At 64.8% G+C, this 23,293-nt stretch carries 24 protein-coding genes and 1 tRNA gene; 13 read left to right on the top strand and 12 right to left on the bottom strand.

Translation table 11 applies throughout. The features are described 5' to 3' along the window. Window positions 1–4 precede the first annotated feature (4 nt). The 4 genes from AC0L3X_RS21855 to AC0L3X_RS21840 all read left to right on the top strand — a co-directional run bounded on the left by AC0L3X_RS21855 (window position 5) and on the right by AC0L3X_RS21840 (window position 3,267). A complete protein-coding gene (locus tag AC0L3X_RS21855) occupies window positions 5–964 on the top strand; it encodes an ABC transporter permease (protein WP_041958636.1) in 960 nt (319 codons plus the stop codon). A gap of 3 nt (window positions 965–967) precedes the next feature. Continuing rightward, window positions 968–1,846, top strand: coding sequence for an ABC transporter permease (locus AC0L3X_RS21850; RefSeq protein ID WP_166342422.1), 879 nt, complete (start codon window positions 968–970; stop codon window positions 1,844–1,846). Window positions 1,847–1,866: 20 nt separating this feature from the next. Then, window positions 1,867–2,598 carry an aspartate/glutamate racemase family protein gene (locus tag AC0L3X_RS21845; protein ID WP_166353239.1) on the top strand — a complete coding sequence of 244 codons (732 nt, stop codon included), beginning with the start codon at window positions 1,867–1,869 and terminating at the stop codon, window positions 2,596–2,598. A gap of 177 nt (window positions 2,599–2,775) precedes the next feature. After that, the gene (locus AC0L3X_RS21840) at window positions 2,776–3,267 is read left to right on the top strand and encodes a hypothetical protein (RefSeq protein ID WP_166342423.1); all 492 of its coding nucleotides are present in this window, start codon (window positions 2,776–2,778) and stop codon (window positions 3,265–3,267) included. Window positions 3,268–3,488: 221 nt separating this feature from the next. Here the strand turns inward: AC0L3X_RS21840 and AC0L3X_RS21835 are convergent, their stop codons facing one another. The 3 genes from AC0L3X_RS21835 to AC0L3X_RS21825 form a co-directional block, all read right to left on the bottom strand. After that, entirely contained in the window at window positions 3,489–3,851 is a 363-nt protein-coding gene (locus AC0L3X_RS21835) for a hypothetical protein (RefSeq protein WP_354097529.1), read from the bottom strand. 206 nt (window positions 3,852–4,057) lie between these two features. Next, complete coding sequence (locus AC0L3X_RS21830) at window positions 4,058–4,588, bottom strand: gamma carbonic anhydrase family protein (RefSeq protein WP_166342424.1); 531 nt, start codon at window positions 4,586–4,588, stop codon at window positions 4,058–4,060. 80 nt (window positions 4,589–4,668) lie between these two features. Then, window positions 4,669–4,998, bottom strand: a complete 330-nt coding sequence (locus tag AC0L3X_RS21825) for a DUF6949 family protein (RefSeq protein ID WP_014494286.1) — start codon at window positions 4,996–4,998, stop codon at window positions 4,669–4,671. 223 nt (window positions 4,999–5,221) lie between these two features. Here AC0L3X_RS21825 and AC0L3X_RS21820 point away from each other — a divergent pair, with 223 nt between their 5' ends. Together AC0L3X_RS21820 and AC0L3X_RS21815 are read left to right on the top strand one after the other, a co-directional pair. After that, window positions 5,222–5,929 (top strand): hypothetical protein, encoded by a 708-nt coding sequence (locus AC0L3X_RS21820; RefSeq protein WP_085401688.1) that lies wholly within the window; start codon window positions 5,222–5,224, stop codon window positions 5,927–5,929. A gap of 72 nt (window positions 5,930–6,001) precedes the next feature. Further along, the gene (locus AC0L3X_RS21815; protein ID WP_473316737.1) at window positions 6,002–6,397 is read left to right on the top strand and encodes a PaaI family thioesterase; all 396 of its coding nucleotides are present in this window, start codon (window positions 6,002–6,004) and stop codon (window positions 6,395–6,397) included. A gap of 116 nt (window positions 6,398–6,513) precedes the next feature. Here AC0L3X_RS21815 and AC0L3X_RS21810 read toward each other — a convergent pair whose 3' ends face one another. Together AC0L3X_RS21810 and cysE are read right to left on the bottom strand one after the other, a co-directional pair. Continuing rightward, window positions 6,514–6,732: a DUF3126 family protein gene (locus tag AC0L3X_RS21810; RefSeq protein ID WP_007602550.1), complete on the bottom strand. Its 219-nt coding sequence runs from the start codon at window positions 6,730–6,732 to the stop codon at window positions 6,514–6,516. Between the two features lie 124 nt (window positions 6,733–6,856). Further along, window positions 6,857–7,681 carry a serine O-acetyltransferase gene (gene cysE / locus AC0L3X_RS21805; protein ID WP_014494283.1) on the bottom strand — a complete coding sequence of 275 codons (825 nt, stop codon included), beginning with the start codon at window positions 7,679–7,681 and terminating at the stop codon, window positions 6,857–6,859. A 277-nt stretch (window positions 7,682–7,958) separates the two neighbouring features. Here cysE and AC0L3X_RS21800 point away from each other — a divergent pair, with 277 nt between their 5' ends. Then, window positions 7,959–9,335, top strand: a complete 1,377-nt coding sequence (locus tag AC0L3X_RS21800) for a hypothetical protein (RefSeq protein ID WP_354131454.1) — start codon at window positions 7,959–7,961, stop codon at window positions 9,333–9,335. Here AC0L3X_RS21800 and AC0L3X_RS21795 read toward each other — a convergent pair. Together AC0L3X_RS21795 and AC0L3X_RS21790 are read right to left on the bottom strand one after the other, a co-directional pair. Beyond that, entirely contained in the window at window positions 9,321–10,076 is a 756-nt protein-coding gene (locus AC0L3X_RS21795) for an alpha/beta fold hydrolase (protein WP_166091920.1), read from the bottom strand. The genes AC0L3X_RS21800 and AC0L3X_RS21795 overlap by 15 nt on opposite strands. 38 nt (window positions 10,077–10,114) lie before the next feature. Continuing rightward, complete coding sequence (locus AC0L3X_RS21790; protein WP_354102205.1) at window positions 10,115–11,251, bottom strand: hypothetical protein; 1,137 nt, start codon at window positions 11,249–11,251, stop codon at window positions 10,115–10,117. Between the two features lie 318 nt (window positions 11,252–11,569). Between AC0L3X_RS21790 and AC0L3X_RS21785 the strand changes: the two genes are divergently transcribed. After that, a complete protein-coding gene (locus AC0L3X_RS21785) occupies window positions 11,570–11,815 on the top strand; it encodes a zinc-finger domain-containing protein (protein WP_008562814.1) in 246 nt (81 codons plus the stop codon). 19 nt (window positions 11,816–11,834) lie between these two features. Next, the gene (locus tag AC0L3X_RS21780; RefSeq protein ID WP_354102206.1) at window positions 11,835–13,037 is read left to right on the top strand and encodes an FAD-dependent monooxygenase; all 1,203 of its coding nucleotides are present in this window, start codon (window positions 11,835–11,837) and stop codon (window positions 13,035–13,037) included. A 21-nt stretch (window positions 13,038–13,058) separates the two neighbouring features. On the opposite strand, the gene AC0L3X_RS21775 is transcribed toward AC0L3X_RS21780, so the two are convergent. After that, window positions 13,059–13,484 (bottom strand): twin-arginine translocation pathway signal, encoded by a 426-nt coding sequence (locus AC0L3X_RS21775; RefSeq protein WP_354102207.1) that lies wholly within the window; start codon window positions 13,482–13,484, stop codon window positions 13,059–13,061. 175 nt (window positions 13,485–13,659) lie between these two features. Between AC0L3X_RS21775 and AC0L3X_RS21770 the strand changes: the two genes are divergently transcribed. Then, window positions 13,660–13,748 (top strand) — tRNA-Leu (locus AC0L3X_RS21770). 120 nt (window positions 13,749–13,868) lie between these two features. On the opposite strand, the gene AC0L3X_RS21765 is transcribed toward AC0L3X_RS21770, so the two are convergent. Then, window positions 13,869–15,152: a hypothetical protein gene (locus AC0L3X_RS21765; protein WP_354102208.1), complete on the bottom strand. Its 1,284-nt coding sequence runs from the start codon at window positions 15,150–15,152 to the stop codon at window positions 13,869–13,871. A gap of 250 nt (window positions 15,153–15,402) precedes the next feature. Next, window positions 15,403–16,182, bottom strand: coding sequence for a crotonase/enoyl-CoA hydratase family protein (locus AC0L3X_RS21760; protein WP_354102209.1), 780 nt, complete (start codon window positions 16,180–16,182; stop codon window positions 15,403–15,405). Between the two features lie 98 nt (window positions 16,183–16,280). On the opposite strand from AC0L3X_RS21760, the gene AC0L3X_RS21755 reads away from it, so the two are divergent. Both AC0L3X_RS21755 and AC0L3X_RS21750 read left to right on the top strand, forming a co-directional pair. After that, on the top strand, window positions 16,281–16,859 hold the full coding sequence (locus AC0L3X_RS21755; protein WP_473316736.1) for a TetR/AcrR family transcriptional regulator: 579 nt from the start codon (window positions 16,281–16,283) through the stop codon (window positions 16,857–16,859). 180 nt (window positions 16,860–17,039) lie between these two features. Next, on the top strand, window positions 17,040–18,242 hold the full coding sequence (locus tag AC0L3X_RS21750; protein ID WP_404979444.1) for a multidrug effflux MFS transporter: 1,203 nt from the start codon (window positions 17,040–17,042) through the stop codon (window positions 18,240–18,242). A 203-nt stretch (window positions 18,243–18,445) separates the two neighbouring features. On the opposite strand, the gene AC0L3X_RS21745 is transcribed toward AC0L3X_RS21750, so the two are convergent. Both AC0L3X_RS21745 and AC0L3X_RS21740 read right to left on the bottom strand, forming a co-directional pair. Further along, window positions 18,446–20,041, bottom strand: coding sequence for a glycosyltransferase family 39 protein (locus AC0L3X_RS21745; protein WP_283016938.1), 1,596 nt, complete (start codon window positions 20,039–20,041; stop codon window positions 18,446–18,448). Between the two features lie 213 nt (window positions 20,042–20,254). Further along, the gene (locus tag AC0L3X_RS21740) at window positions 20,255–21,865 is read right to left on the bottom strand and encodes an ABC transporter substrate-binding protein (protein WP_063982465.1); all 1,611 of its coding nucleotides are present in this window, start codon (window positions 21,863–21,865) and stop codon (window positions 20,255–20,257) included. A 267-nt stretch (window positions 21,866–22,132) separates the two neighbouring features. Between AC0L3X_RS21740 and AC0L3X_RS21735 the strand changes: the two genes are divergently transcribed. Next, on the top strand, window positions 22,133–23,263 hold the full coding sequence (locus AC0L3X_RS21735; protein ID WP_354102211.1) for a M20/M25/M40 family metallo-hydrolase: 1,131 nt from the start codon (window positions 22,133–22,135) through the stop codon (window positions 23,261–23,263). The last annotated feature ends 30 nt before the right edge of the window (window positions 23,264–23,293 follow it).

Below are 23,293 nucleotides of genomic sequence, written 5' to 3'. Positions count from 1 at the left end.
CGTGATGGACACGTCAGAGGACATCCTGCAACAGGCGTCCCCGGGATTGATCCCGGGGTCGGGCACGGCGCGCGCCGCGAAAGCGACGCGCCTGTCGCCGTCCTTCATCTCCTGGCTCCAGGCCGGGCCGATGATGCTGGTGTTTCTCGCCTTCTTCCTGATCCCGCTGGTCTTCGTCGTCATCGTCTCGTTCTGGGACTACAACGAATACCAGCTGCTGCCGGCCTTCTCCGGCCGCGGCTACACCGACACGTTCGAGGGCTGCATCGCGCAGCTCCCCGATCTCTGCACCATCGCCAAGACCTATCTGAAGACGCTGAAGCTGTGCTTCCTGGTCTGGGTCATCACGCTCTTCATCGGCTTCTGGGTCGCCTACTTCCTCGCCTTCCACGTCAAGTCCAAGACCTGGCAGATGGGATTGTCGCTGCTCTGCACGATCCCGTTCTGGACCTCCAACGTGATCCGCATGATCGCCTGGATCCCGCTGCTCGGGCGCAATGGCCTGGTGAACTCCGGACTGGTCAAGAGCGGATTGATCAACCACCCGCTGGAATGGCTGCTGTTCTCTGAATTCTCCGTGGTGCTGGCGCTGGTCCACCTCTTCACCTTCTTCATGGTGGTGCCGATCTTCAATTCGATGATCCGCATCGACAAGTCGCTGATCGAGGCCGCCTATGACGCCGGCGCCACCGGTTTCCAGACGCTGGTCAACGTCATCATTCCGCTCTCCAAGCCCGGCATCGTGATCGGCTCGATCTTCGTCATCACCATCGTGATGGGCGATTTCATCACCATCGGCGTGATGGGCGGCCAGCAGATCGCCGCCGCCGGCAAGATCATCGAGACGCGGGTGAACGCGTTGCAATTCCCGGCTGCCGCCGCGAACGCCGTGATCCTGCTCATCATCACCTTCCTGATCATCACCATGATGTCGCGCATCGTCGACATCAAGAAGGAGCTCTAGAGCATGAAGGAAGGACGCCCGCGCTCGTTCTACGTGCTCGCGATCTTCTTCGCGGCCTATGTGGTGTTTCTCTACGGTCCGATGATCGCGATCTACGTCCTCTCGTTCCAGGGGCCGCAGGGCGGCCTCACTTTCCCGATGAACGGCGTGTCGACCTTCTGGATCGCAAAACTGTTCCAGGGCACCGGCATCGTCGATCTCGGCGCGGCCTTCCGCCGCTCGCTGCTGCTTGGCCTGATCGTGATGGTCGTGACCGTCGTGCTGTCGGTCGCCGCCGGCATGGCCTTCCGCCGCAAGTTCAAGGCGCAGGGCATCTTGTTTTACTCGGCGATCGCGAGCCTCATCGTTCCCTCGATCATCACCTCACTCGGCATCTCGCTTGAATTCCGCATCATCGACGACCTGATCAAGGCGCACTGGAACGAGAATTTCGAGACCTCGATGGGCCTGTTGACCTCGGGCCTCGGTGCGCACCTGACCTGGACGCTGCCGTTCGGCCTGCTCATCATGTTCGCGATCTTCAACCGCTTTGATCCCAGGCTCGAGGAAGCCGCGCGCGATCTTGGCGCGACGCCGTGGCAGGCCTTCCGTCATGTCGTGCTGCCGATCATTCTGCCCTCCGTGATCGGCATCGGCCTGTTCGGCTTCACGCTGTCCTGGGACGAACTCGCCCGCTCCAGCCAGGCGATCGGGGCGGTGAACACGCTGCCGCTCGATCTCCAGGGCCTCACCACCACCGTGACGAACCCCGACATCTATGCACTCGGCACCGTGATCTCGGCGGTGTCGTTCACCGTGATCGCCCTTGCACTCGGCACCATCCACATGCTCAACAAACGGCAGGCGGCCAAGGGCTCGGATGCCGGCCAAGGGCTTGTCTGACAAGGGGCTTGTCTGAACTGATGCGGCTGCACGTCGTCAATCCCAACACCACCGCGTCGATGACGGCGAAGATCGCCGCTGCGGCACGCAGCGTCGCCCTGCCCGACACTTTGATCGATGCGCGCCAGCCCGCGATGGGCCCGGTCTCGATCGAGGGCTTTTACGACGAAGCCTTCGCCGTGCCCGGCATGCTCGGCTGCATCCGCGACGCCGACCGCGACGGCGCCGACGCCCACATCATCGCCTGCTTCGACGACACCGGCCTCGACGCCGCGCGTGCCGCCGCGAAAGCGCCGGTGATCGGCATCGGGGAAGCCGGCTTCCACATGGCGAGCCTGATCGCGGCGCGTTTTGCCGTGGTGACGACCCTCGGTGTCTCGATCGTGCCGATCGAGCATAATTTGCGGAAATACGGTCTCGCCGAGCGCTGCGCTCGCGTCCGCGCCGCCGAGGTCCCGGTGCTCGCGCTCGAGGAGCGCAATGCTGATGCTCTCGGCAAGATCTCCGCGGAGATCACCGCCGCGGTCCGCGACGATCGGGCGGAAGCCATCGTGCTCGGCTGCGCCGGCATGGCTGACCTCGCCGCCGAACTCGCCGCCACACATGGCCTGCCCGTGGTCGACGGCGTCGTAGCGGCGGTCACGCTGGCAGAATCACTGGTGCGGCTGGGACTGAAAACCTCCCGACTCGGGCCCTATGCGGCGCCGCGCTCGAAGACCTATTCCGGACCGTTTTCGCCGTTCCAGCCTTGATCCCGGCTCTTTTCGAGGACCTTGAGGGGTCCCAAGACCAGCTGATTGCTGGTTTTTTCCCGTTAGCCTCTTTTTGGTCCCATTTGTTGCCGAATGGTAACACTTTCGGGACGTCCCGGCGACCTCTGGTTGCCGCACTTCGCCACTCACCAAGTTTCAATTTGGGTTTTGTCAGCGATGATCGATCTCGCCCAGGACAGGCCGTCCAATCCCCTCCTTCGCCTTGGCGCCCAGCCGATCGCGCTGACCGCCGCAGCCCTCCTGCTCCTCATCGCGGGCGTGAGCTCGATCGCGATCTGGCGCGCCTATACCGGCGCAACTCCCGAGACCGACCGGGTGGTGGCGTCGCGGCAGCTCCAGGCCCGCACGGCCCAGGCCTCCGAGCAACTCGTCGAGAAGACCAAGGGTCTCGAGGCGACCCAGCAGGAATCGATCGACCAGCTCCAGGTCGTGCAGGACCAGCTCCAGACGGTGAAGAAGCTGCTCGCATTCCAGCAGGCCGACACCAAGCGACTGTCCGAGCAGGTCACGACGCTGAACGAGTCCATCGACAGCCTTCGGCAGTCCTTTGCCAGCGCCCGGGCCACGGAGGCGGAGACACCCTCGGTTACCCGCAGGAAACCGTCGCGCCGTGTCCACGCCAGCGCCCGCAAGCGCTCGCGCGGCTAGCCGGGTCAGGGTCCGCGACTTAAATTTTTCCACATGTGAACTGGATCACATTCCCCCGTATGATTCCGCGCCATGCTCGCGGTTACCGGATGGCGTGAGCCGATTTCAATGTCCGGGGCTGGCAAGGTCGTTGACGGTATACTGCGTCAACGGCCTTGTTCTTTAGTGGGTCCAGTCTTTTGGCAGATCTGGCTTCCTAGTCTGGCTGAGCCTCGTGGCCACTATTCGCAGACATCCACGCGGCGGACACGCCAGCCCGACGGCGTCATGACACGCTTCCGCGCGACATAGCAGCCGCCATAACCGCCATCGTCGTAGCCGGTACCAGAGTAATAGGGATCGCCGTAATAGGGGTAGCCGTAGCCGTAATAGCCGCCATAGTAGCTGGCGCCGGCGAGACCTGCCCCGATCGCCACTCCGGGCCAGAAGCCGCCGCCACGCCAGTGACCGCCATGGCCCCAACCGCCACCATGGCCCCAGCCGCCGCCGCCATGACCGAAACCGCCCCGCGCCTCAGCCGCCTGCGGCGCCGACAAGCCGACTGCCGCGACGGCCAGCGCCGCCATCATCATCTTGCGTAACATCACTCGATCCTCCGCGTGGAGACGTTCCACGCTCAAAGCGGGACCAAGCTAACGTCACCCGCGCCTTCCTGACAGCCTCACTGTCTCACTTCCGCGCGAGCATCAGCAGCCGCGATCGAAGCATGTGAATCCGGAGGAAGCTGACGCGCTGCGCGCGCGGACCGCTATGCGGCGGCCGCCATCTTCTCGGCGGCCCACGGCTATTTTCAGCCGATCCGCTTCAGGCCTTTCTTGAAGCGCGGGCCGTTGGCCACGTAGAACCTCGCCGCACTCCCCATCTTCTGCACCTGGGCGTCGTCGAGCGTGCGGATCACGCGCGCGGGTGAGCCGATGATCAAGGAGCGTTCGGGAAATTCCTTGCCCTCGGTGATGACCGAGCCCGCGCCGACGATGCTGTTGCGGCCGATCTTCGCGCCATTCATCACGATCGAGCCCATTCCGACGAGCGCACCCTCCTCGATCGTGCAGCCGTGCAGGATGACGTTGTGGCCGACGGTGCAATTCTTGCCGATGACCATGGGGAAGCCGAGGTCGGTGTGGCAGGTCGAGCCATCCTGCACATTGGCGCCATCGCCGATCTCGATCCATTCATTGTCGCCGCGCAGCACGGCGCCGAACCAGACGCTCGCACCCGGCTTCAGGCGCACGCGGCCGATCACGGTCGCGGTCTCGGCGATGAAGTAATTCCCGTCGGCGGGAAGATCGGGTGCCTGTCCGTCGAGCTCGTAGATCGCCATGGGGTTCTCCTGTCGCGTCGACCCCAGCCATAGCGAAACGGCGACGCGGAGGCAAAGGGCCGCCGCGCCACGCAGCTCTGTCAGACCAGAACGCCGGCGGCGCGTAGCGTCATCAGGAAGAAGGTGCCGCTCATCATGCTCCAGAAGCCGGCGATGACGGTCGCCATCATCACGAATTCGACGCGGCGGCTTTCCACCCGCATGCCGCGCAGCGTGTTGCGCATGATGATGAAGGGCGCCGCGAACACCAGGAACGGAACCGCGGCAAACGTCTTCGGCGCCACGCCGTCCTGCAACAGGCCGAAGCCCGCCGGCCGCTGCGCAAACGCCTGGTATCCGTTCACGAGCGCGCCCGCGAGCGCGAAACCGATGCAGATCGAGAACAGAGAATTGAAGGCTTCAGGTGTCATCGGAACGGTCCGCCCTTACGCAACGCCGGAGCCTTCCTGTGACAAAGAGTGCCGGTTAACGCTACATTATCCTTAAGGGAAGGTTAACAGCGGGGGCCGATCCGCGCAGGGCCCTCCCCCGTCCCGGCGGCCGGGAACGCTCCGCGAATTCGCCGCCGCATGGCATATTCGCCGCTGATTCGTCGGCCACCGGCCGACTTCCCGGTTCGACTTGCGCAAGCTCATGACGATGTTTTCGGCAGCTCCCCTTAGGTCCTCCAGGACGCACCCTCGGGCGCATGTCGTCCCGATCGTGCTCGGCGGCATTGCGGCGCTGGGCGCGGTGGCGCTCGTCGCCTATTTGCTGTGGCCGACCTGGGGCTCGGGCGGCGCAAATGCGCCGGACCGGCTGCCGGTGAGCGTCGGCGGCACGCTGTTCAACGTTCCCACGACCGCGATCAGGATGAAGATCCAGCGGCACTCCGGGCCGCAGGAGCGCATCGATCTCGACTTCCTCTACCCTTCGCTTGAGCCGCCGGGCGCGCCGAAACATGTCACCGCCGACACCGTGGAAGAGGCGATGCAACCGATCGACCGTGTCTTCCTGTCGATATCGGCGCATCACGATGCGCTGGCGCCGGAGCAGCGAACGGCCACGATCTATCCGCGCTATCTCGACCAGGCCGCGACCAGTGCGGCGGACGGCCTGACGATGCGGATGTTCCGCGCCGACACGCCCTATGGCAGCGAGGACTTCTATTCCGCCGCAAGCCCCGCGCTGACCGCACGCTGCACGCGCGATGCCGCCACGCCGGGCATGTGCCTTTCCGAACGCCGTGTCGACGGCGCCGATCTCACCTTCCGTTTTCCGCGGAGCTGGCTGTCGCAATGGCGCGATGTCGCGGAAGCGCTGGACCGGCTGTCAGCGCAATTGCGCGGACCGAAGGGCTGACCCCCGATCGCTTTGCGCCGCATTGACCGGCTGATAGGCTCGTCGCCAACAACATCAAGCGCGGTGATCGACGTGACCGATGCAGCAGCAAACCTGCCTCCGGGCGCCCAATTGTTGGGGCGCGAATGGCTCGGCTTTGACGAGGGCGGGCGGGCCTTGATCCGCTTTCAGGCGCAGCTCGCATTCACCAACAGGCACGGCACGATGCAGGGCGGCTTCCTCGCGGCGATGCTGGACTCCGCCACCGGGATTGGCGCGCTGGCAGCGCTGTCTCCCGACCTGACAGTGGTCACCAGAAGTCTGGATACGCGTTTCCTGAAGCCTGCAGCGGTCGGAGCCATCACGGCACGCGCGCGCGTTGTCGAACGGACGGATCGCGATATGGTCGTGCAGGCCGAGCTCGTCGATGCGAACGGCATCACTGTCGCTGATGCCACGGCGCGGCTGCGCATTCTCGCGAAGAAATAGAACTACGGAACCGCGGAGTTAACGTTCGTCATTGCGAGCAGAGCGAAGCAATCCAGAATCCCTCCGCGGAAAGATCCTGGATTGCTTCGCTTCGCTCGCAATGACGGAGAGAGAAACTATTCCTGATCGACGAGATCGTCCTCGAGGATCGCCATCTGGAATTGGAACGAGCGATCATCATCCTCGTCATCGACGAAGAGCACGCCGATGAACTCCTCGCCGATATAGACCTCGGCGGAATCATCCTTCTTCGGCCGCGGCACGACGCGGATCTTGGGATTGCCGAATACGCGCTTCAGATACGCGTCGAGCTTCCTTACTTCCTTGACGTCCACGGCAAGTCTCCAATCGAAATCTGGGTTGGCGGGGTTTTAGGACGAGACGCGACGAACCGCCAGCATGAATTGCCAAAGAATTTGGGGACGAGCGGGGCCGGAGAATCCGGCCCTTTTCTCTCGCTCAAAGTCCCATCGCGTTGATCATCTGATCCATGGTGCGCGACGGCTCGGCGCAGCCGGCCTCACCGACGATCTTGGCGGGCACACCGGCAACCGTGACGTTGTGCGGCACCGGCTTGACCACGACCGAGCCGGCGGCGATGCGCGCGCAATGACCGATCTCGATGTTGCCGAGGATCTTTGCGCCGGCGCCGATCAGGACGCCGTGACGGATCTTCGGATGGCGGTCCTCGTTCTCCTTGCCGGTGCCGCCGAGCGTGACGCCGTGCAGGATCGAGACGTCATCCTCGATCACCGCGGTCTCACCGCAGACGAAGCCGGTGGCGTGGTCGAGGAAGATGCCGCGGCCGATGCGCGCGGCGGGATTGATGTCGGTCTGGAACACCGCAGACGCGCGGCTCTGGAGATAATACGCAAAGTCCTTGCGGCCCTTCAGATAGAGCCAGTGCGCGAGGCGATGGGTCTGGATGGCGTGAAAGCCCTTGAAGTAGAGCAAGGGGTCGATGAAGCGCGACGTAGCGGGATCGCGGTCGTAGACGGCGACGAGGTCGGCGCGGAAGGCGTTGCCGAGATCGGGAGCCTCGCGCAGCGCCTCGTCATAGGTCTGGCGAACGAGATCACCCGACAGCGCGGAATGATCGAGCCGGTCGGCGAGACGATGGATCACCGAATCTTCCAGGCGACTGTGATGCAGCACCGTCGAGTAGATGAAGGTCGCAAGCTCCGGCTCGCGATGGACGATGTCCTCCGCCTCGCCGCGGATCCGATCCCAGATCGGATCGAGCGTTGCGAGCTTTCCTCCCGGACTGACCTGATGCACTGCCATAGGATCTGCTCTTTCGAATTGGCTCATTTTGCTGGCTCTATACCACAGTCTACCCGACGAAGTCCCGACGGGCTTGCCTGAGAGTGAACAGTGAGTTGCTCCGCGAAAGCACGACAACGCCCTGAAACACAACAGTTTCTTCTGACGCCCCCAGGCGGCGAGGTCGGCTCAAAATGGTCAGGGTTTTGCCAAATTCAAGCCGGGCAGCGTCAAACTATTGGTGAATTCCGCCTCGACCGCTATTGCCGGCATGGTCGGGGAACACGACGGAGCGGATTTGAGCATCACCACCGATCAATTGCGCGCGGGCGCCGCGGGCTCGCTTTGGCTGCGGCTGGCGGCGGTGGGACTGCCCCTCCTCTTGATCGCACCGGCGTTCTGGAACGGCTATCCGCTGTTGCAATGGGATACCGGCGGCTATCTGGCGCGCTGGTACGAGGGCTATCTGGTCCCGAGCCGCTCCACCGTGTTCGGCCTCTATCTGCACTACGGCGAGACTTTCGGCTTCTGGGTCAATCTCGCGGTCCAGTCGCTGGCGACACTGTGGCTGTTGCAACTGACGCTGCGCGTACTCGGGTTGATGCAGACGTCTCGTTTCGTCGCGATCAGCCTCTGCCTGATCCTGTCGACCGCGCTGCCCTGGCTCGCGAGCATGCTGCTCACGGACATCTTTGCGGGGCTCTCGATCCTGTCCCTGTTCTTGCTGGTCGTCGGCGCGAGCCGGACATCGAGCCTCGAAAAGATCTCGCTGTTCGTCTTCACCGCGTTTGCCGCCGCAACCCACAGCGCCACACTCGGCGTGCTGTTCGGGCTCTGCGCCGCCGGCTGGATGGTGCGGCCGTTCCTCGGCGCGCGCCTGCCGCTCGCCGGATTGGCGCAGGCAAGCCTCACCATCGTCGCGGGCGGCCTGATGCTGGTGTCGGCAAACCACGCGCTGTCGGGCAAATGGGCCTGGACGCCCGGCGGCTATGGCGTCGCTTTCGGACGCATGATGCAGGACGGTATCGTCGCGCGCTTCCTGAGCGATCATTGCCCGCGCGAGCACTACAAGCTCTGTCCCTATCGCAACCAATTGCCGGCGACCGCCGACGAGTTCCTGTGGGGCAAGAGCATGTTCAACACGCTCGGCCGCTTCGAAGGCATGAACGACGAGATGGGCTATATCGTCGTGCATTCGCTCGCCGACTATCCGGCGTGGCAGGCCGGCGCGGCGTTGCGGGCGATGGGCCAGCAATTGCTGCATGTGGCCACCGGCGAAGGCGCCAGTGTCTGGATCGGGCACACCTACGGCATCATCGAGCGCTACATCCCGGCGCAAGTCGCGCCGATGCGCGCGGCGCGGCAGCAGAATCACGGCCTCGATTTCGATCACGTCAACTGGCTGCACGTTCCCGTCGCGCTGGCCTCGATGCTGGCGCTGGTCGGGTTGCTCGCGCATGCGCTGGCAAGCCGCCGGCTCGACGATCTGACGCTGCTGGCGGCAACCGTCACGCTGGCGCTGCTCGGCAACGCCTTCATCTGCGGCGTGATCTCGGGTCCGCACGACCGCTACGGCGCACGGATGGTGTGGGTCGCGACCTTCGTGGTCCTGATGGCGCTGGCGCGTCGTTTCGGTGACGACCAACCTGACGACGAGACCTCAGCCGCGGCGTGACAGGAAATCGAGCACGCCGGTCTTGTAGACCTTGTCGCCGACCGCGCGCATGTGGTCGCGATTGGGGATGTCGAGCACTTCCGATCCCGGGATGATGGCGCCGAGCGCGCTGGCGGATCCTGCGACGTCGTCGGCGCTGCCGACCGCGATCAGCACGGGCACGTCGATGCGCGCGGCCTCTTCCTTCGTCATGAGGTCGCGGGTGCCGCGCAGGCAGGCGGCGAGCGCACGACGGTCGGAACGGGTCTGATCGGCGAAGGCGCGAAACGTGCGGCCGACGGGATCGGTGACGTCGTCGAGCGTGGGCGCCTCCAGCGCCTTCGCGACGTTCTCGCCGGGCCCGGTGCCCTCGATCAGGCCGCCGATGCCGATGCCGCCGAGGATCGCCGAGCGCAGGCGCTGCGACTCGTTGAGGGAGAGCCAGGCCGTCATCCGCCCGCCCATCGAATAGCCCATCATGTCCGCCTGCGGAATCGCGAGATGATCCATCAGCGCGAGCACGTCGCCGGCCATGGTCGGGATCGAGTACTGCGTGGGATCGTAGAGCTTTGCGCTTTCGCCATGGCCGCGATTGTCCAGCGCGATGACACGGCGGCCGTTCTTGCGCAGTTCCGAGACCCAGGTCGGATAGACCCAGTTCACGTTCTTGCTCGAGGCAAAGCCGTGCACCAGGATGATCGGATCGCCCTCGCCTTCGTCGAGATAGGCAATTTCAACGGCGCCGTTGTGAAAGCTCGGCATCAGCAGTTCCGGAAGTCGTTGTGGGGGAGAGATCGATCTTAGGCGGTAAGCGCCGCGTCCGCCAGAGCGGATTGGGCCGCCATCTGCGCCCGGCGGAGCCGGCGCGCCCTTCTGCGATCGCACCAGGCCTGGGTCAGGCGCTCCGTCGCCGCCTTGATCGAGGACAGCAGGCCGAACAGCGTCAGTGCCGCGCCGAACAGCCAGAGCGCCAGATCGAACATGCCGCCGACGAGCAGCAGGGCGCCGCGGCCGAGCAGCTTCATGATCGCGCGGGTCTTGCCGCCCTGCGCTTCCGCCAGCCGGGCCGCGCGCGCGACGTCCTTCGGGCCTTCGGCGATGCGCAGCGTGTCCATGGCGCCGCGCGTGCCGGTCCTTTCGGCAACGCGGGTGACGTCCTTGCCGAGCCGGACCAGCGCACCGGCCTTCTCGGCGCGGAACGCGGCCTTGATCGCGCTCGCGGTCTCGCCGGGGCGGAACACCGAACCCTTGGCGACGGCGTTCTGGAGCATTGGCGTATCGACCACCTCACGCGCCGACCGGCCGGCCCATGCGGCAAGTCCCTCGCCGAGCCGTCCGACCTTGCGGGCATCCTTCACCAGCGTCAGTCCAGCGCGCACGGGCGCGGCGCCGCCGACCGACACGTAGGTCACCGCCGTCACCGCAAGGCCGGCGGTCGCAAGGCCGAGCACCAGGCGATCGGTGTCCTCGCCCATGGCGAGGTGCTTGCCCTCGCGCACGACGTCCCTGATGTCGCCGATCACGAAGAGATCGCCGACGACGGTTCCGGACAGGCTCGCGACATCGTCGGCGTTGCCGGTGACGAGGCCGGTGGCGAACCGTTTGGCGAAATGCCGCGTGGAATTTTCTTCCTTGACCGCATCGCTCACGCGGTTGAGGAGGTCGTCGGGCAGCGCGACGTTGCGTTCACGCGCCAGCGCGACAAAACTGTCGGCGAGATCAGCGTCGCCGGCGGCGAGCGCGGTCTCGATATTGTCCTGAACCAGGCGGTCGTTCTGCCGCAGCAGCGCATCGAGCTTGAGCTCGGAGAGCGCCGCCGGATCGTCCTGGGCAGAGAGGAGCGCGCCGGCCTCGCGGGCATGCGGCGCTACCTGCGCGAGCATGAAGCTGCATGCTGCAATACCGGTCAACGCCGTGCTGATTCGCAGCCACTTCATGCCAAGAGTCATACCAAGAGCCTGGACGATCCCGAGATCATTGCGCCTGACGGTTCGTCTTTCGTCGCAATTCCGCTTGTCCAAAGACATAGTATGCCAAAATTGCGACACAACGTCCCCGACGAAAGAAGGGCTTCTCTCAGGCCGCAAGATTGTGTCGAATTTGCATGAGCAAATGAGCATGGGGCGATTGCGAACCTTTCGGTTCCGCTGGACTAGCAATCATCTGCACCCAACAGTATGGTCCGCGGCGCCTCAAAGATGCCGCGTCAGTGTTTGATTGTGTCTGCCGCCATTGCCACTCCAGGATGAACTACGATGTCCGACCATGTCGTCCCGCACTTCCATAACGATGCCGGTGTCCCCGTCATCGAGATCGGCTCGCAAGAGTTCATGTGCGTCGGCGCCAATCCTCCGTTCGATCATCCGCACGTCTTCCTGGACCTCGGCAACGACAACGAGATCATCTGCCCCTATTGCTCGACGCTGTACCGTTTCGCCGCCGACCTGAAGCCGGGCGAAGCCCGTCCGCCGGAATGCGTGCTGAAGGACAAGGTGGCCTGACCGCCTCTCACGGTCAGGGGTGGCGCTCTCCCGAACGATTGTCATCGCCGGTGCCGGCATAGGTGGACTGACGGCCGCGCTTGCGCTCGCAGCCCGTGGCTTCCGCATCGTCGTGCTGGAAAAGGCCGAGCGGCTCGAGGAAGTCGGCGCCGGCCTGCAACTCTCCCCCAACGCCAGCCGCGTGCTGGTCGAGCTCGGCCTCACCGAGCGGCTCAAGCGAAGCGCCGTCACGCCTGAGGCGCTCTGCGTCATGAGCGCGCGGGCCGGCGGCGAACTGCTGCGCATGCCGCTCGGCGAAGCCGCTTCCGCGCGGGCCGGCGCACCCTATTGGGTGGTGCATCGCGCCGACCTGCAATCCGCGCTGGCCGGTGCGGTCTCCGACCATCCCGATATCGATCTGAAGTTAGGTGCGACCTTCGAGGATGTGGCGCCCCACGCCAAGGGGCTGACGGTCGTCCATCGCAGCGGCACGATACGCCGCAGCGATCTGGCCAGCGCACTGATCGGCGCCGACGGTATCTGGTCGACGGTACGCCAGCATCTGTTTCCCGAGGTGCAGCCGCGCTTCTCCGGCCTGATCGCCTGGCGCGGCACGCTCGATGCCACGCAACTGCCGAAGGATTTTACCGCGCGGCGGGTGCAGCTCTGGATGGGTCCGAACGCCCATCTCGTCGCTTATCCGATCGCCGGCGGACGCCAGATCAACGTGGTCGCGGTGCTACCGGGGACCTGGAACAGGCCCGGCTGGAGCACGCCGGGCGACCCGTTCGAGGTGATGGACGCCTTCGCGGCACCGCGTTGGCCATCGGCGGCCAGGATGATGCTCACTGCCGTCGACAATTGGCGCAAATGGGCGCTGTTCGGCGTGCCCGACGGCTGCCCCTGGAGCCAAGGACCGGTCGGCCTGCTCGGTGACGCCGTGCATGCGATGCTGCCATTCGCCGCCCAGGGCGCCGGCATGGCGATCGAGGATGCCGCCGTGCTCGCCCGGCATCTGAGCCTCGAGGCTGCCGAGAGCGCGGCCGGCATCACGGCGGCGCTCAAGCAATATGGCCGCGCGCGGCAGGCGCGGGTGCGGCAGGTGCAGCGGACGGCGCGGCGGCAGGGCCGCATCTATCATCTCGGTGGGCCGTTCGCGATCGCGCGCGATGTTGCGATCCGCGCGCTCGGCCCGGAGCGCATGCTGGCGCGGCAGGACTGGATCTACGGCTGGCGGCCGTGAGGCGGGCGCAATCGTGTCAACTCAGCGAACGGCGCTACCGGATTTCGGGGCGGGCTTGATGTCCGGCCGCTGCGGAGCAGAGGCCGCCGGCGCCGCACCGGGCGGCGTTTCCCGGCACCTATTGCGGCGCCAGGCCTCCTCGGCAAGTTGCGACTGCCCGCGCACCGCGATGTAGTCGTTGCGATAGGCGAGCTCGGACACAACCGCACCTCCCGCCCCGGTCTCAGCCTTCTCCATCAGCTTCTGCAACTGCTCGGTGCGGCTGGCGATCCCCTTGCGCTCGGCCTCGAGCTGCTTGCAGTCGTACAATTCGTACTTGCCCGGATCGGCAAAGGCCGGTGCGATTGTCTCGCTCATGCCGGCGCAGCCGGACAGCGCCGCGCCCGCCACGAGCAGCGCCAGAAATGCGCCCGAGTCGCGCAGGCGAGAGAAAAACGAAGCAGCCATGCCGGATAAATAGTCCCCGTGGATTGAGAATGCCTAAAGCAACAACAGATGTCCGGATTGAGGCTTTGCCTTGCGCAGCCGGCTCGCTTAAGGAAGAACCGCCCATCCGGCCCGCGAAACGCGCCAATTCCAGACGGCCGGAGGTGGACTTAACTAGTTGATCTCGTTGGATCAAGCGGGCATGGCGGAATTGGTAGACGCAAGGGACTTAAAATCCCTCGGCGCGCAAGCGCTGTGCCGGTTCGACCCCGGCTGCCCGCACCATCGGAGCTGACGGGGCGAGCCTCCGCCCAAAGGCGGACGGAAGACCGATGCAGTCACGAACCGGCTGGAGCCCGCGCGGGGCAAGGCGCCGTCCTTTTCCGGCGGACACCGCGGCATGCGTTATGACTGCGCGCCTTCCGTCTCCAGGCGCTTCGGTTCGGCGCGAAAGTCGAGCAGCAGGATCCAGAAACTTGTCAGCGCAATGATGAGGAGGATGAAGCTGCCCTCGAATGCCGTGCCCAGAATCGAGATCAGTGCCGGAAAGGCGAGGCCGGCGGCGAGGAACGCGGCAAGTGCCAGGGCCGGAAGATCGACGACGAGGATCGCGGCATAAAGCGCGAGCTCGAAGAAGGCATATTCCTTGAGGCGCGGCGAGCTGAGATAGAGCGCAAACATCGCGAACACCGTGATGCGCATGGCGACGCGGGGATGATCCATCAGCCAGCGATCCAGTCGCGCAAGAACTGATCCGCCTTCCTGCGCCGGCCGGCTCTTGACCACGCGCAGGATGGACAAGGCGAACGGCACCAGCACGAGCGCGAGTGCTGCGAATGCATAGGTCGCGAACGTCGCCGCCTTGTTGTCACCGAGGCCGGCATGATCCATAAGGTCGCGCGCCGCCAGCAGCAGCGACGGATTGATCTCGAAGAGATCGACGAGATGCTGGTCGGGGATCTTTCCGCCCATCGCCAATTGCCAACTCGCGAACAGCTCGGGGTACATTAGCCGCGATATCAGGATCGGCAATGCGAAGCTGAACGCCGCAACCACGATCAGCGTGAGCTTGCGGCCGCGCGGCAGCGGCAGGAAATAGAGCGCGGCCAGCACGGGAAAGAACACCAGCTTGAACGACGTCACGAGGCCGAGCAGCGCGGCGCCGGCGAGCCGCAACGGAAAGCTGCGGTCCTCAGACGCGCCGGACGCAGACGGAGAAAGCAGAAACCTCAACGCGACCGCGGTCAGCACGCCGCTCAGGATCGCGAAGTTGCCGGACGCCTGCACCCATTCGAAACCGACGAACGCGCCGAGCGCGCAGAGCACCCTCAGCGCAACATCGCGCGCGCCCGGGCGCGTTCGGCCAAGACCGGGCAAGAGGAGCCCGCAAAGCACGGCGAGGACAGGAAAGATGCCTTTGTAGTGATCGACCAGAAGTCCACCCGCGCACAAGGGACGGAAGATATCCAGCGTCACCGGCAGATAGGGATAAGAGAGCTTGGTGCCCTTCAGGTTCTTGACGAAATAGGGATCGAGCCCGCTGGCATACGCATCGACCGCCGCGCAATTGACGCGGGTGTCCCAGCCATATTTCATATCGAGCACGGCATCGTTGGCGAGATTGCCGAGCACCAGCAGTGCAGTCAGTGCGACCAGGCAGGCAAGCCAGAAATTCCGCCGCGAAGCCATGTCGGCCGAGGGTTCCAACCATCGTGCTGCACCGGTGACGTCGGACACAATCGGATACCTTGTTTGGCCGGGTCTCTCCCGGCGCCAACTCGGCGCCAGCCCGTGCCACCATGGACAGGATGGGTTGCGGATTCATCTCCCCTGTGCGTTGCGCTCGCGCTTATGGTGAATCCTTGGTTGCCAGCCGCCCGCCTGGACGGCGGGGAACCGGTTCCCTGTTGCCACGACCGCCAAATCCGCCGCGCCAGCCCTACCGCGACGCGCGGACGGCAAGCCAGGCGTCGAGCGCTTCGCGCGTGTCCCGTGTCGCCGCCATGCGTGCGAACTGCTCGCTCTCGATGGCGAGGCCTTCCGAGATCGAGACGTTGAGGCCCCGCGTGGCGGCGGTGATGACCCGGGCCACCGCCAGGTGCGAATGCCGCGTGATGCGGCCTGCCAGCGCGAAGGCTGCGTCCAGCAGCTGCCCGTGCGGCACGACCTGGTTGACCAAACCGATCTCATGAGCCCGCTGTGGTGAAAAGGAATCTCCTGTCAGGAGATATTCGAGCGCCCGCTTCCGGCCTGCGAGCCGTGGCAGGCGCTGCGTGCCGCCGAAGGTCGGCGTGATTCCGATCGCAATCTCGGGCTTGGCAAAGCTCGCCCGCTCGCTCGCGACGGCGAGATGCACGGCTTCCGTGATCTCGCAGCCGCCGCCGAAGGCGATGCCGTTCACGGCGGCGATGATCGGCTTCGGAAACGCCTCCATGCGCGCCGTCATCGCCTGCCCGCGCCGCACGAAGGCCTTTACCGCCGCGTCCGGCCCGCATTTCACGCTCTCCGAGAACTCGGCGATGTCGGCGCCGGCCGAGAAGGCGCGGTCGCCCGCCCCGGTCAGGATCACGGCGCGGATATCGGCATCGTCCTCGATACGATCGAGGATCGCCATCAGGCGGTCGACGAGGGCGTAGCTCAGCGCATTGAGCTTGTTCGGGCGATTGAACGTCAGCAGCGCGACAGCGCCTCGCGTTTCGGAGAGTACGAGATCGGACAAGTGCAGGCTCCTTCCAGGTCGAATTCCAGGTCGAACAGGCGCGGAAGTCAGCCACAGCGGTCTTGTCGTGTATACTCACTAGACAGTATACATTCGCGATGTCAGGCAAAGGCGACACCACTCGCGAGCAGATCGTCATCGCGGCGACGCGCCTGTTCTATGGCGAAGGCATCAGGGCGGTGAGCATGGACGCGGTCGCCGAGGCCGGCGTCACCAAGAAGACGCTCTATTATCACTTCACCAGCAAGGACGAGCTCGTCGCCGAGACCATCGCGGCCAGGGACCAGCCGACGCTGGAGCTCTATATGCGCTGGTTCGCCGAGACCGAGGGCACGGTGGCCGACAAGGTCCGCGGTCTCTTCACAAGGCTCGGACGCTCCGTTAATACGCCGCGATGGCGCGGCTGCGGATTCCTGCGCACCATCGCCGAGCTCGCAAACACCCCGGCACATCCCGCGGTCAAGGCCGGCGCGGCGCACAAGAAGCGTTTTGAAGCGTGGCTCGAAACCGAATTGCGCGGGCATGGCGTTGCCGGTGCAGCGGCGGTCGCGCGCCAGCTCGTGATCCTGCTCGACGGCGCCACGACCGTGATGCTGATCCATCGCGATCTCGACTATGTCGACACCGCGGGACGGTTGGCGCTCGGCCTGGTCGAGCAGGCCGCTAGCGCACGATGATGGACGAGGCGGCCCTTCCCGAGCCCGGCGACATCACCAATTCTTGTGCACCCGCCTGTCAGCCATCCCGAAACATGGGTTGTGCGACGCAGCATAACCGATAGAAAAGCCTCTGATTTTCAGAGGTGAGCTTTGTCCGACGTCAATGCCGACGATTGGGTGTCCTCGGGACACCGGCCCATGGGTTTTCCAGAATTCGTCATCGTGATCGCGTCCATCATGGCGCTGAATCCGCTTGCGATGGACATGATGCTGCCGGCGCTGCCCAACATCGGGGCAGCCTTCGCCATTCCCAACGCCAACCATCTTCAGCTGGTGCTCTCGACCTTCCTGATCGGCTTCGGTGCCGGGCAGTTCGTCATGGGCCCGTTGTCGGACCGCTTCGGGCGCCGCCCGGTGCTGCTCGGCGGCATGGCCGTCTATGCGGTGGCGAGCGTGCTGGCGGTCGCCGCGCCCTCGTTCGAGACGCTGCTGCTGGCGCGCGCGCTGCAAGGGCTCGGCACGTCGGCGACGCGCGTGATCGCGACCTCGATCGTGCGCGACTGCTATGTCGGCCGCCGGATGGCGAGCGTGATGTCGCTCGCCATGATGGTGTTCATCGCGGTGCCGGTGATCGCGCCCTCGTTCGGGCAGGCGGTGCTGCTGGTCACGCAATGGCGCGGCATCTTCGTCGTACTGATGCTCTACGGACTGCTCGCGCTCGCATGGAGCGTGCTGCGGCTGCCCGAAACCCTTCCGGAGTCCGAGCGCAGGTCGCTGGCGCCCGCAGACGTGCTCTCGGCGTTCCGGCAGACCGTGACCAACCGCCAGACCATCGGCTATGCGACGGCCGCCGGCAGCGTGATAGGCGCGCTCTTTGCCTATGTCTTCTCGGCGCAGCAGGTCTTCACCGGCGTCTATCATCTCGGCCATTATTTCCCGATTGCCTTCGCCGCGATCGCGGCCGGCACCGCGATCGCCGGCTTCCTCAATGCGAAGCTGGTCGGACGGCTGGGCATGCGCGTGATCTCGCACGGCGCGCTGACGCTCTACACCGCGGTTGCGGGCGTGATGCTGCTGACGGAAAGCCTCGGCATGCTGCCGCTCTCGTTGTTCATGGTGCTGTCCGCCCTGATGATGTTCTCGTTCGGCATGATGGTCGCGAACTTCACCGCACTGGCCATGGAGCCGCAGGGCCATATCGCCGGCACCGCCTCCTCGCTCTACGGCTCGATCACGACGCTGATCGGCATCGTCGTCGGCATGGCGATCGGGCAGAGTTTCGACGGCACGCTGCTGCCGTTCTCGGTCGGCTTCTTCCTGTCGACGCTGGCGGCGCTTGCGATCGTGCTGGTGGTGGAAAAGGGACGGCTGTTCAAGCCGCATCATCGTCCCATCGCATGAGGAACTTCCCGGCCGCGTCGATGTTGTACTGCAGCAATTCGAAAGGCCGCCTCATGGAACCGGAACATCGCGAAGACAACACCACCCCGGATCGGGCGGAAACGGAACGCTCGACGCCGGGCGCCGACCGAACTGCGTTCACTCCCCCCTTCGCGAGCGAAGGCCTCGAGCGAATCCGCGACAGCCACTGCTGAGCGCAAAGCCTAGTCCGTCGGGCGCCTGCTGGCGCTGAAGTCCTGCGCGGCGCTCTCGGGCGTCGCGCTGCTCGTTCGCGGTGGCACGATCAGCACGACCACGTCTCGAGTCAGGCCGGGCCTGCCCCATAGCGTCGCCTGCACGGTGAACTGGCGCTTGACGAAATGCTCGGCGCGCGCGGACACGGACTCCATCCACCTGCCGCAATAGTCCTGGCCGCTGAAACAGAGCGCGGCCCAGCCGCGATCCAGTGTCGTCTTTCGCGGCATGCCCCATGTGTACTGAAACTCGAACGGCCGCGCGTAGTACGGATGGTCCGGACTGTAGAACGCGGTCGCAAAGGCCAGCGAATCGTCGCCGCTGACGGCGCTGAGGGGCTCGCCGGTCAGCTCGTGCCATTCCCGGGTGAGCTCACTGGCTACCTGCGCGTAGAAATTCCGGCCCTCTTCGTAGCCGTGATTGTTGCGATAGACGGCGTGAATCGGAGCGGCGACGAAGACAGCGGCGAGCCCAACGATTGCGGTGATGACCGTGACATTGACGGTGTAGAATCTTTCGATCGGGTAGCGCGTGCCGCAAACGATCAGCACGACGAACAGGAACAGCCCTTGCAGCGCCCATAGCGACGGCAGATCGGTGCCCATCGCCAGCGACGTCAGGACCGGCAGCACGATCGTGCCGATCGCAACGTAAAAAAGAAGCCGCAGGCCGGAACTCATCGCGGCGAAGTCGGCCGCAAATTGTTTCAGCCGTGTGCCGGCGATGATCACCCAGAAGACGGCCGATACGCTGATGGCCGCCACGAGTCCGAGCAGGAAGTTCTGCACCTCGCCGAGCGAGCTCACGAAGTTGCCGTTGGCGTGCGCCATCGCGTAGGTGAAGGCCGACGCGCCCGTCGTCGCGAGCCAGTAGATATGCGGCGACAACATCGCGACCCCGACCACGACCGATATCCACGGCGAAGCGGACGCGAAATAGGCGCGGCGCGCGGGATGCGCCAGCGCGGCAAATGCAAAGCTCGCCACGAGGAAGACCGAATAATATTTGCCGACCATCGCCAGCGCCGTCGTGCATCCTACGGCGACCGCCCAGGCCGCGCTGCGGGTCTCGAACGCGCGCAGAAAACACCAGGTCGCGAGCGGCCAGAGCGCAAGCAGCACCGTATTGGCATTGAAGCGCTGGGCGTGGAATTGATAGGCCGGCGTCAGCATCAGGAGCAGCAGCACCAGGATGCGTTTGTGCCCGGTCACGAACTGCCGTGCGATCCGGTCGACGAAAAACAGGGCGAGCCCGGCATTGGCCATCGCCATCAATTGCAGCGACCAGTCGCTGAGCGGGAAGACGGAGGTCCACACCGCCGTAACCCAGCCCATCAGCGGCGGATGCTTGTGGTAGCCCCACGCGAAACGGCGCCCGAGCGTCCAGGCCTCGAGGGTATCAGGGTGCAGGCCGCTGCCGGCATAGGCAACGACCAGATAGATCGTCCAGAGCGCGACAAAGCACACAATGAGAAGCGGAACGGCCCAACCCGCCTCGACGCCGTCGAGCCAGCGCAGGAAAGGCCGCCGCCATCGCGCCGGCGCGCGATCGGACCGCTCGGCCATCGCCCGAAATGAAAAATCAATCGACACGGGACTCAAATGCAGGAAGGAAGTGATGTGCGAACCGCGCACATCTATTTCAAGTCAGAAACAAATAGCAATGATTGGACACTGGAAGAGTTAAAAGCTGACGCGAGGCTGACAAACGAAAACGGCGCCGCTGATGACAGCGACGCCGCGTAACGCTCGGGGAAGGCGCGCTGGCGCGCCCTCGCCTTACTCGGTCTTGTCGATGTTCCAGAACACCGGCGTCGCCGGGCCGTCGAGCACGCCGGTGAGCGACTTCCGCCACGCGCTCGGCGCCAGATACTGGCCGAGCGGCACGTAGATCACCTGGTCATAGGCTTCCTTCTGGATCTCGGTCGCGATCTTCTTCTGATCGTCGAGCGAGGCGGCGCGGACGAAGTCGTCCTTGAGCTTCTCGATCTTGGCGTTTTCCGCCCAGCCGAACCAGCCCTTCTTGCCCTGGCCGCCGATCGACAGATTGGCGATCGGGTTGGACACGTCGGCGCTGACCCAGTTGGTGAAGAACATGTTCCAGCCGCCCTCCTTCGGAGGCTTCTGGCTGGCGCGCCGGCTGACCACCGTCTGCCAGTCGGTCGCCTGCGCGTCGACCTTGAAGCCGGCCTCGCGGAGCAACTGCACCGCGACCGTCGGCTGCGCCTTCAGCGTCACGACGTCGCCGGGCACCATGACCACGACGGGCGTGCCGTCATAGCCGGACTCGGCGAGCGCCTTCTTGGCTTCCGCCATGCCGTTGCCCTTGACCAGCGATTCCGAGCCGACGTCGGTCGCGAACGGCGTATCGCAGATGAAGAACGCACCGCAGATCTTGTAGTATTTGGGATTACCGACGAGCGCGTCGAGCACGTCCTTCTGGTTCATGGCCAGAAGTGCGGCACGGCGGATCTTCGGATTGTCGAAGGGCGGATAGAGGAAGTTCATGCGCCCAAGGGTCTGGTAGCCGAACTTGTTCAGCGTCTCGGTCTTGAGGTCGGCATTGCCTTCAAGCACGGGCAGCAGATCCCACGGCGGCACTTCCATGAAGTCGATGTCGCCCGATTGCAGCGCGTTCACTGCGGTCTGCGCATCCGGCATGGTGATCCATTCGACGCGATCAACCTTGACCACCTTGCCTCCGGCAGTCCAGCTCGACGCCTCCTTGCGCGGCACGTAGTCGGTGTTCTTGACGTAGACCGCCTTCACGCCGGGCTGGAATTCGCCCTGCACGAACTTGAACGGACCCGAGCCGATCTGCTCGGGGATCTGCTTGTCCGGCGGCGTTTCGGCGAGACGCTTCGGCATCATGAAGGCGACGCGCGAGGACGGCTTGCCGATGGATTCGAGCACGAGGCCGTAGGGCTCCTTCAGCTTCAGCGTGATCGTCTTGGGGTCGGTCGCCTCGATGCTCGCAGTAAACTGCATCATCTGCTGGCCCATGCCGTCGACCGCGGCCCAGCGCTTCAGCGAAGCGGCGCAGTCTTCCGCCGTCACCGGCGTACCGTCGTGCCACTTCAGGCCGTCGCGCAGCGTGAAGGTGTAGGTGAGCTTGTCGTCGGAGATCTTCCAGTCCGCCATCTGCGGCTGGATCTTGAAGTTCGAGTCCGTCGCGATCAGCGTGTCGTAGACCATGTAGCCATGGTCACGCGTAATGTAGGCGGTGGTGAAAATCGGATCGATGATGCGCAGATCCGAATGCATCACCGCGGTGATGGTCTTGCTGGCGGCGGCAAGTACCGGCGATGCCATCGCCGTCGAAAGCGCAACGACCGATAGCGCAAGTGTGGAGGCGAACGCGCGACGCCCCCGGCGCATCAAGCTCAACATAAAAGTTTCTCCTGACGTGAAACTGTTCAAAGGCAGGTTATTGGTTGAGCATTCGGTTCGTTCTTTAGGCGAACTAACCTCATGCGATGCCTTTGTCTTTCGAGACTTGCAGACAGTGTTGAGCGCGTCAATCCGGTTTCGCTGCAGCCCCAAGCGGCGCGCCCACGGGCTCCACAAAGATCGGTTTGGCTCTACAACGCTTTCCGCCAGTCCCGTCCGCGCCAATGCAATGCGCGTTCCATCTTTCGAAGCTTGAGAGACATTAAGATGAATCCAGCCAATCTACCCTTCGATTCCGAGGCGATGCTCGAGGGCCTGCGCACCTGGGTGGAATGCGAGAGCCCGACCTGGGACGCGGGTGCCGTCAACCGCATGCTCGATATCGCAGCGCGGGATATGGCGATCATGGGTGCGACGATCGAACGCATCGGCGGTCGACAGGGCTTCGGCGGCGTGATCCGCGCGCGCTTCCCGCATCCGAAACAGGGCGAGCCGGGCATCCTGATCGCCGGCCACATGGATACCGTCCACCCGGTCGGCACCATCGAGAAGCTGAAATGGCGGCGCGAGGGCGACAAGTGCTACGGCCCCGGCATCTACGACATGAAGGGCGGCAACTATCTCTCGCTGGAAGCGATCCGGCAGCTGGCACGTGCGTCCTTCACCACGCCGCTGCCGATCACCGTGCTGTTTACACCCGACGAGGAAGTCGGCACGCCCTCGACGCGCGACATCATCGAGGCGGAGGCTGCGCGCAACAAATATGTGCTGGTGCCCGAACCGGGCCGCGCCGACAACGGTGTCACCACCGGACGTTACGCCATCGCGCGTTTCAATCTGGAAGCGACGGGCCGGCCGAGCCATGCCGGCGCGACATTGTCGGCCGGACGCTCGGCGATCCGCGAGATGGCGCGGCAGATCCTCGCCATCGACGCGATGACGACGGAGGACTGCACTTTCTCGGTCGGCGTCGTGCATGGCGGACAATGGGTCAATTGCGTTGCCACGACCGCCACCGGCGAGGCGCTGTCCATGGCCAAGCGCCAGGTCGATCTCGACCGCGGCGTCGAGCGGATGCTGGCGCTGTCGGGCACGTCCAATGATGTCACGTTCAAGGTGACGCGCGGCGTCACGCGCCCCGTATGGGAGCCGGATGCCGGCACCATGGCGCTTTACGAGAAGGCGCGCGGCATCGCCAAATCGCTCGGCACTGAGCTGCCGCATGCGAGCTCCGGCGGCGGCTCCGACGGCAACTTTACCGGCGCGATGGGCATCCCGACGCTCGACGGCCTCGGCGTGCGCGGCGGCAACGGCCACACGCTCGAGGAGTTCATCGAGGTCGAGAGCCTAGTTGAACGCGGGCGCCTGATGGCCGGCTTGCTGGCGACGCTCGACTGACGACGCAACTTCGCACTGCACAATGCGTTG

Source organism: Bradyrhizobium sp. MI1.7, from assembly GCF_055811795.1.
The sequence above is the reverse complement of the archived record's forward strand: the minus strand, read 5'-3'. Positions and strand labels throughout refer to the sequence as shown.

Excerpts from the sequence above, each read along its gene's own strand:
- AC0L3X_RS21785 (WP_008562814.1), top strand. The coding sequence starts at position 11,570 with ATGTCCGACCATGTCGTCCCGCACTTCCATAACGATGCCGGTGTCCCC.
- AC0L3X_RS21820 (WP_085401688.1), top strand. The coding sequence starts at position 5,222 with ATGACGATGTTTTCGGCAGCTCCCCTTAGGTCCTCCAGGACGCACCCT.
- AC0L3X_RS21840 (WP_166342423.1), top strand. The coding sequence starts at position 2,776 with ATGATCGATCTCGCCCAGGACAGGCCGTCCAATCCCCTCCTTCGCCTT.
- AC0L3X_RS21740 (WP_063982465.1), bottom strand. The coding sequence starts at position 21,865 with ATGTTGAGCTTGATGCGCCGGGGGCGTCGCGCGTTCGCCTCCACACTT.
- AC0L3X_RS21855 (WP_041958636.1), top strand. The coding sequence starts at position 5 with ATGGACACGTCAGAGGACATCCTGCAACAGGCGTCCCCGGGATTGATC.
- AC0L3X_RS21825 (WP_014494286.1), bottom strand. The coding sequence starts at position 4,998 with ATGACACCTGAAGCCTTCAATTCTCTGTTCTCGATCTGCATCGGTTTC.
- AC0L3X_RS21795 (WP_166091920.1), bottom strand. The coding sequence starts at position 10,076 with ATGCCGAGCTTTCACAACGGCGCCGTTGAAATTGCCTATCTCGACGAA.
- AC0L3X_RS21755 (WP_473316736.1), top strand. The coding sequence starts at position 16,281 with ATGTCAGGCAAAGGCGACACCACTCGCGAGCAGATCGTCATCGCGGCG.
- AC0L3X_RS21735 (WP_354102211.1), top strand. The coding sequence starts at position 22,133 with ATGAATCCAGCCAATCTACCCTTCGATTCCGAGGCGATGCTCGAGGGC.
- AC0L3X_RS21745 (WP_283016938.1), bottom strand. The coding sequence starts at position 20,041 with ATGGCCGAGCGGTCCGATCGCGCGCCGGCGCGATGGCGGCGGCCTTTC.
- AC0L3X_RS21765 (WP_354102208.1), bottom strand. The coding sequence starts at position 15,152 with ATGGCTTCGCGGCGGAATTTCTGGCTTGCCTGCCTGGTCGCACTGACT.
- AC0L3X_RS21850 (WP_166342422.1), top strand. The coding sequence starts at position 968 with ATGAAGGAAGGACGCCCGCGCTCGTTCTACGTGCTCGCGATCTTCTTC.
- AC0L3X_RS21750 (WP_404979444.1), top strand. The coding sequence starts at position 17,040 with ATGGGTTTTCCAGAATTCGTCATCGTGATCGCGTCCATCATGGCGCTG.
- AC0L3X_RS21835 (WP_354097529.1), bottom strand. The coding sequence starts at position 3,851 with ATGTTACGCAAGATGATGATGGCGGCGCTGGCCGTCGCGGCAGTCGGC.
- cysE (WP_014494283.1), bottom strand. The coding sequence starts at position 7,681 with ATGGCAGTGCATCAGGTCAGTCCGGGAGGAAAGCTCGCAACGCTCGAT.
- AC0L3X_RS21790 (WP_354102205.1), bottom strand. The coding sequence starts at position 11,251 with ATGAAGTGGCTGCGAATCAGCACGGCGTTGACCGGTATTGCAGCATGC.
- AC0L3X_RS21845 (WP_166353239.1), top strand. The coding sequence starts at position 1,867 with ATGCGGCTGCACGTCGTCAATCCCAACACCACCGCGTCGATGACGGCG.
- AC0L3X_RS21830 (WP_166342424.1), bottom strand. The coding sequence starts at position 4,588 with ATGGCGATCTACGAGCTCGACGGACAGGCACCCGATCTTCCCGCCGAC.
- AC0L3X_RS21775 (WP_354102207.1), bottom strand. The coding sequence starts at position 13,484 with ATGGCTGCTTCGTTTTTCTCTCGCCTGCGCGACTCGGGCGCATTTCTG.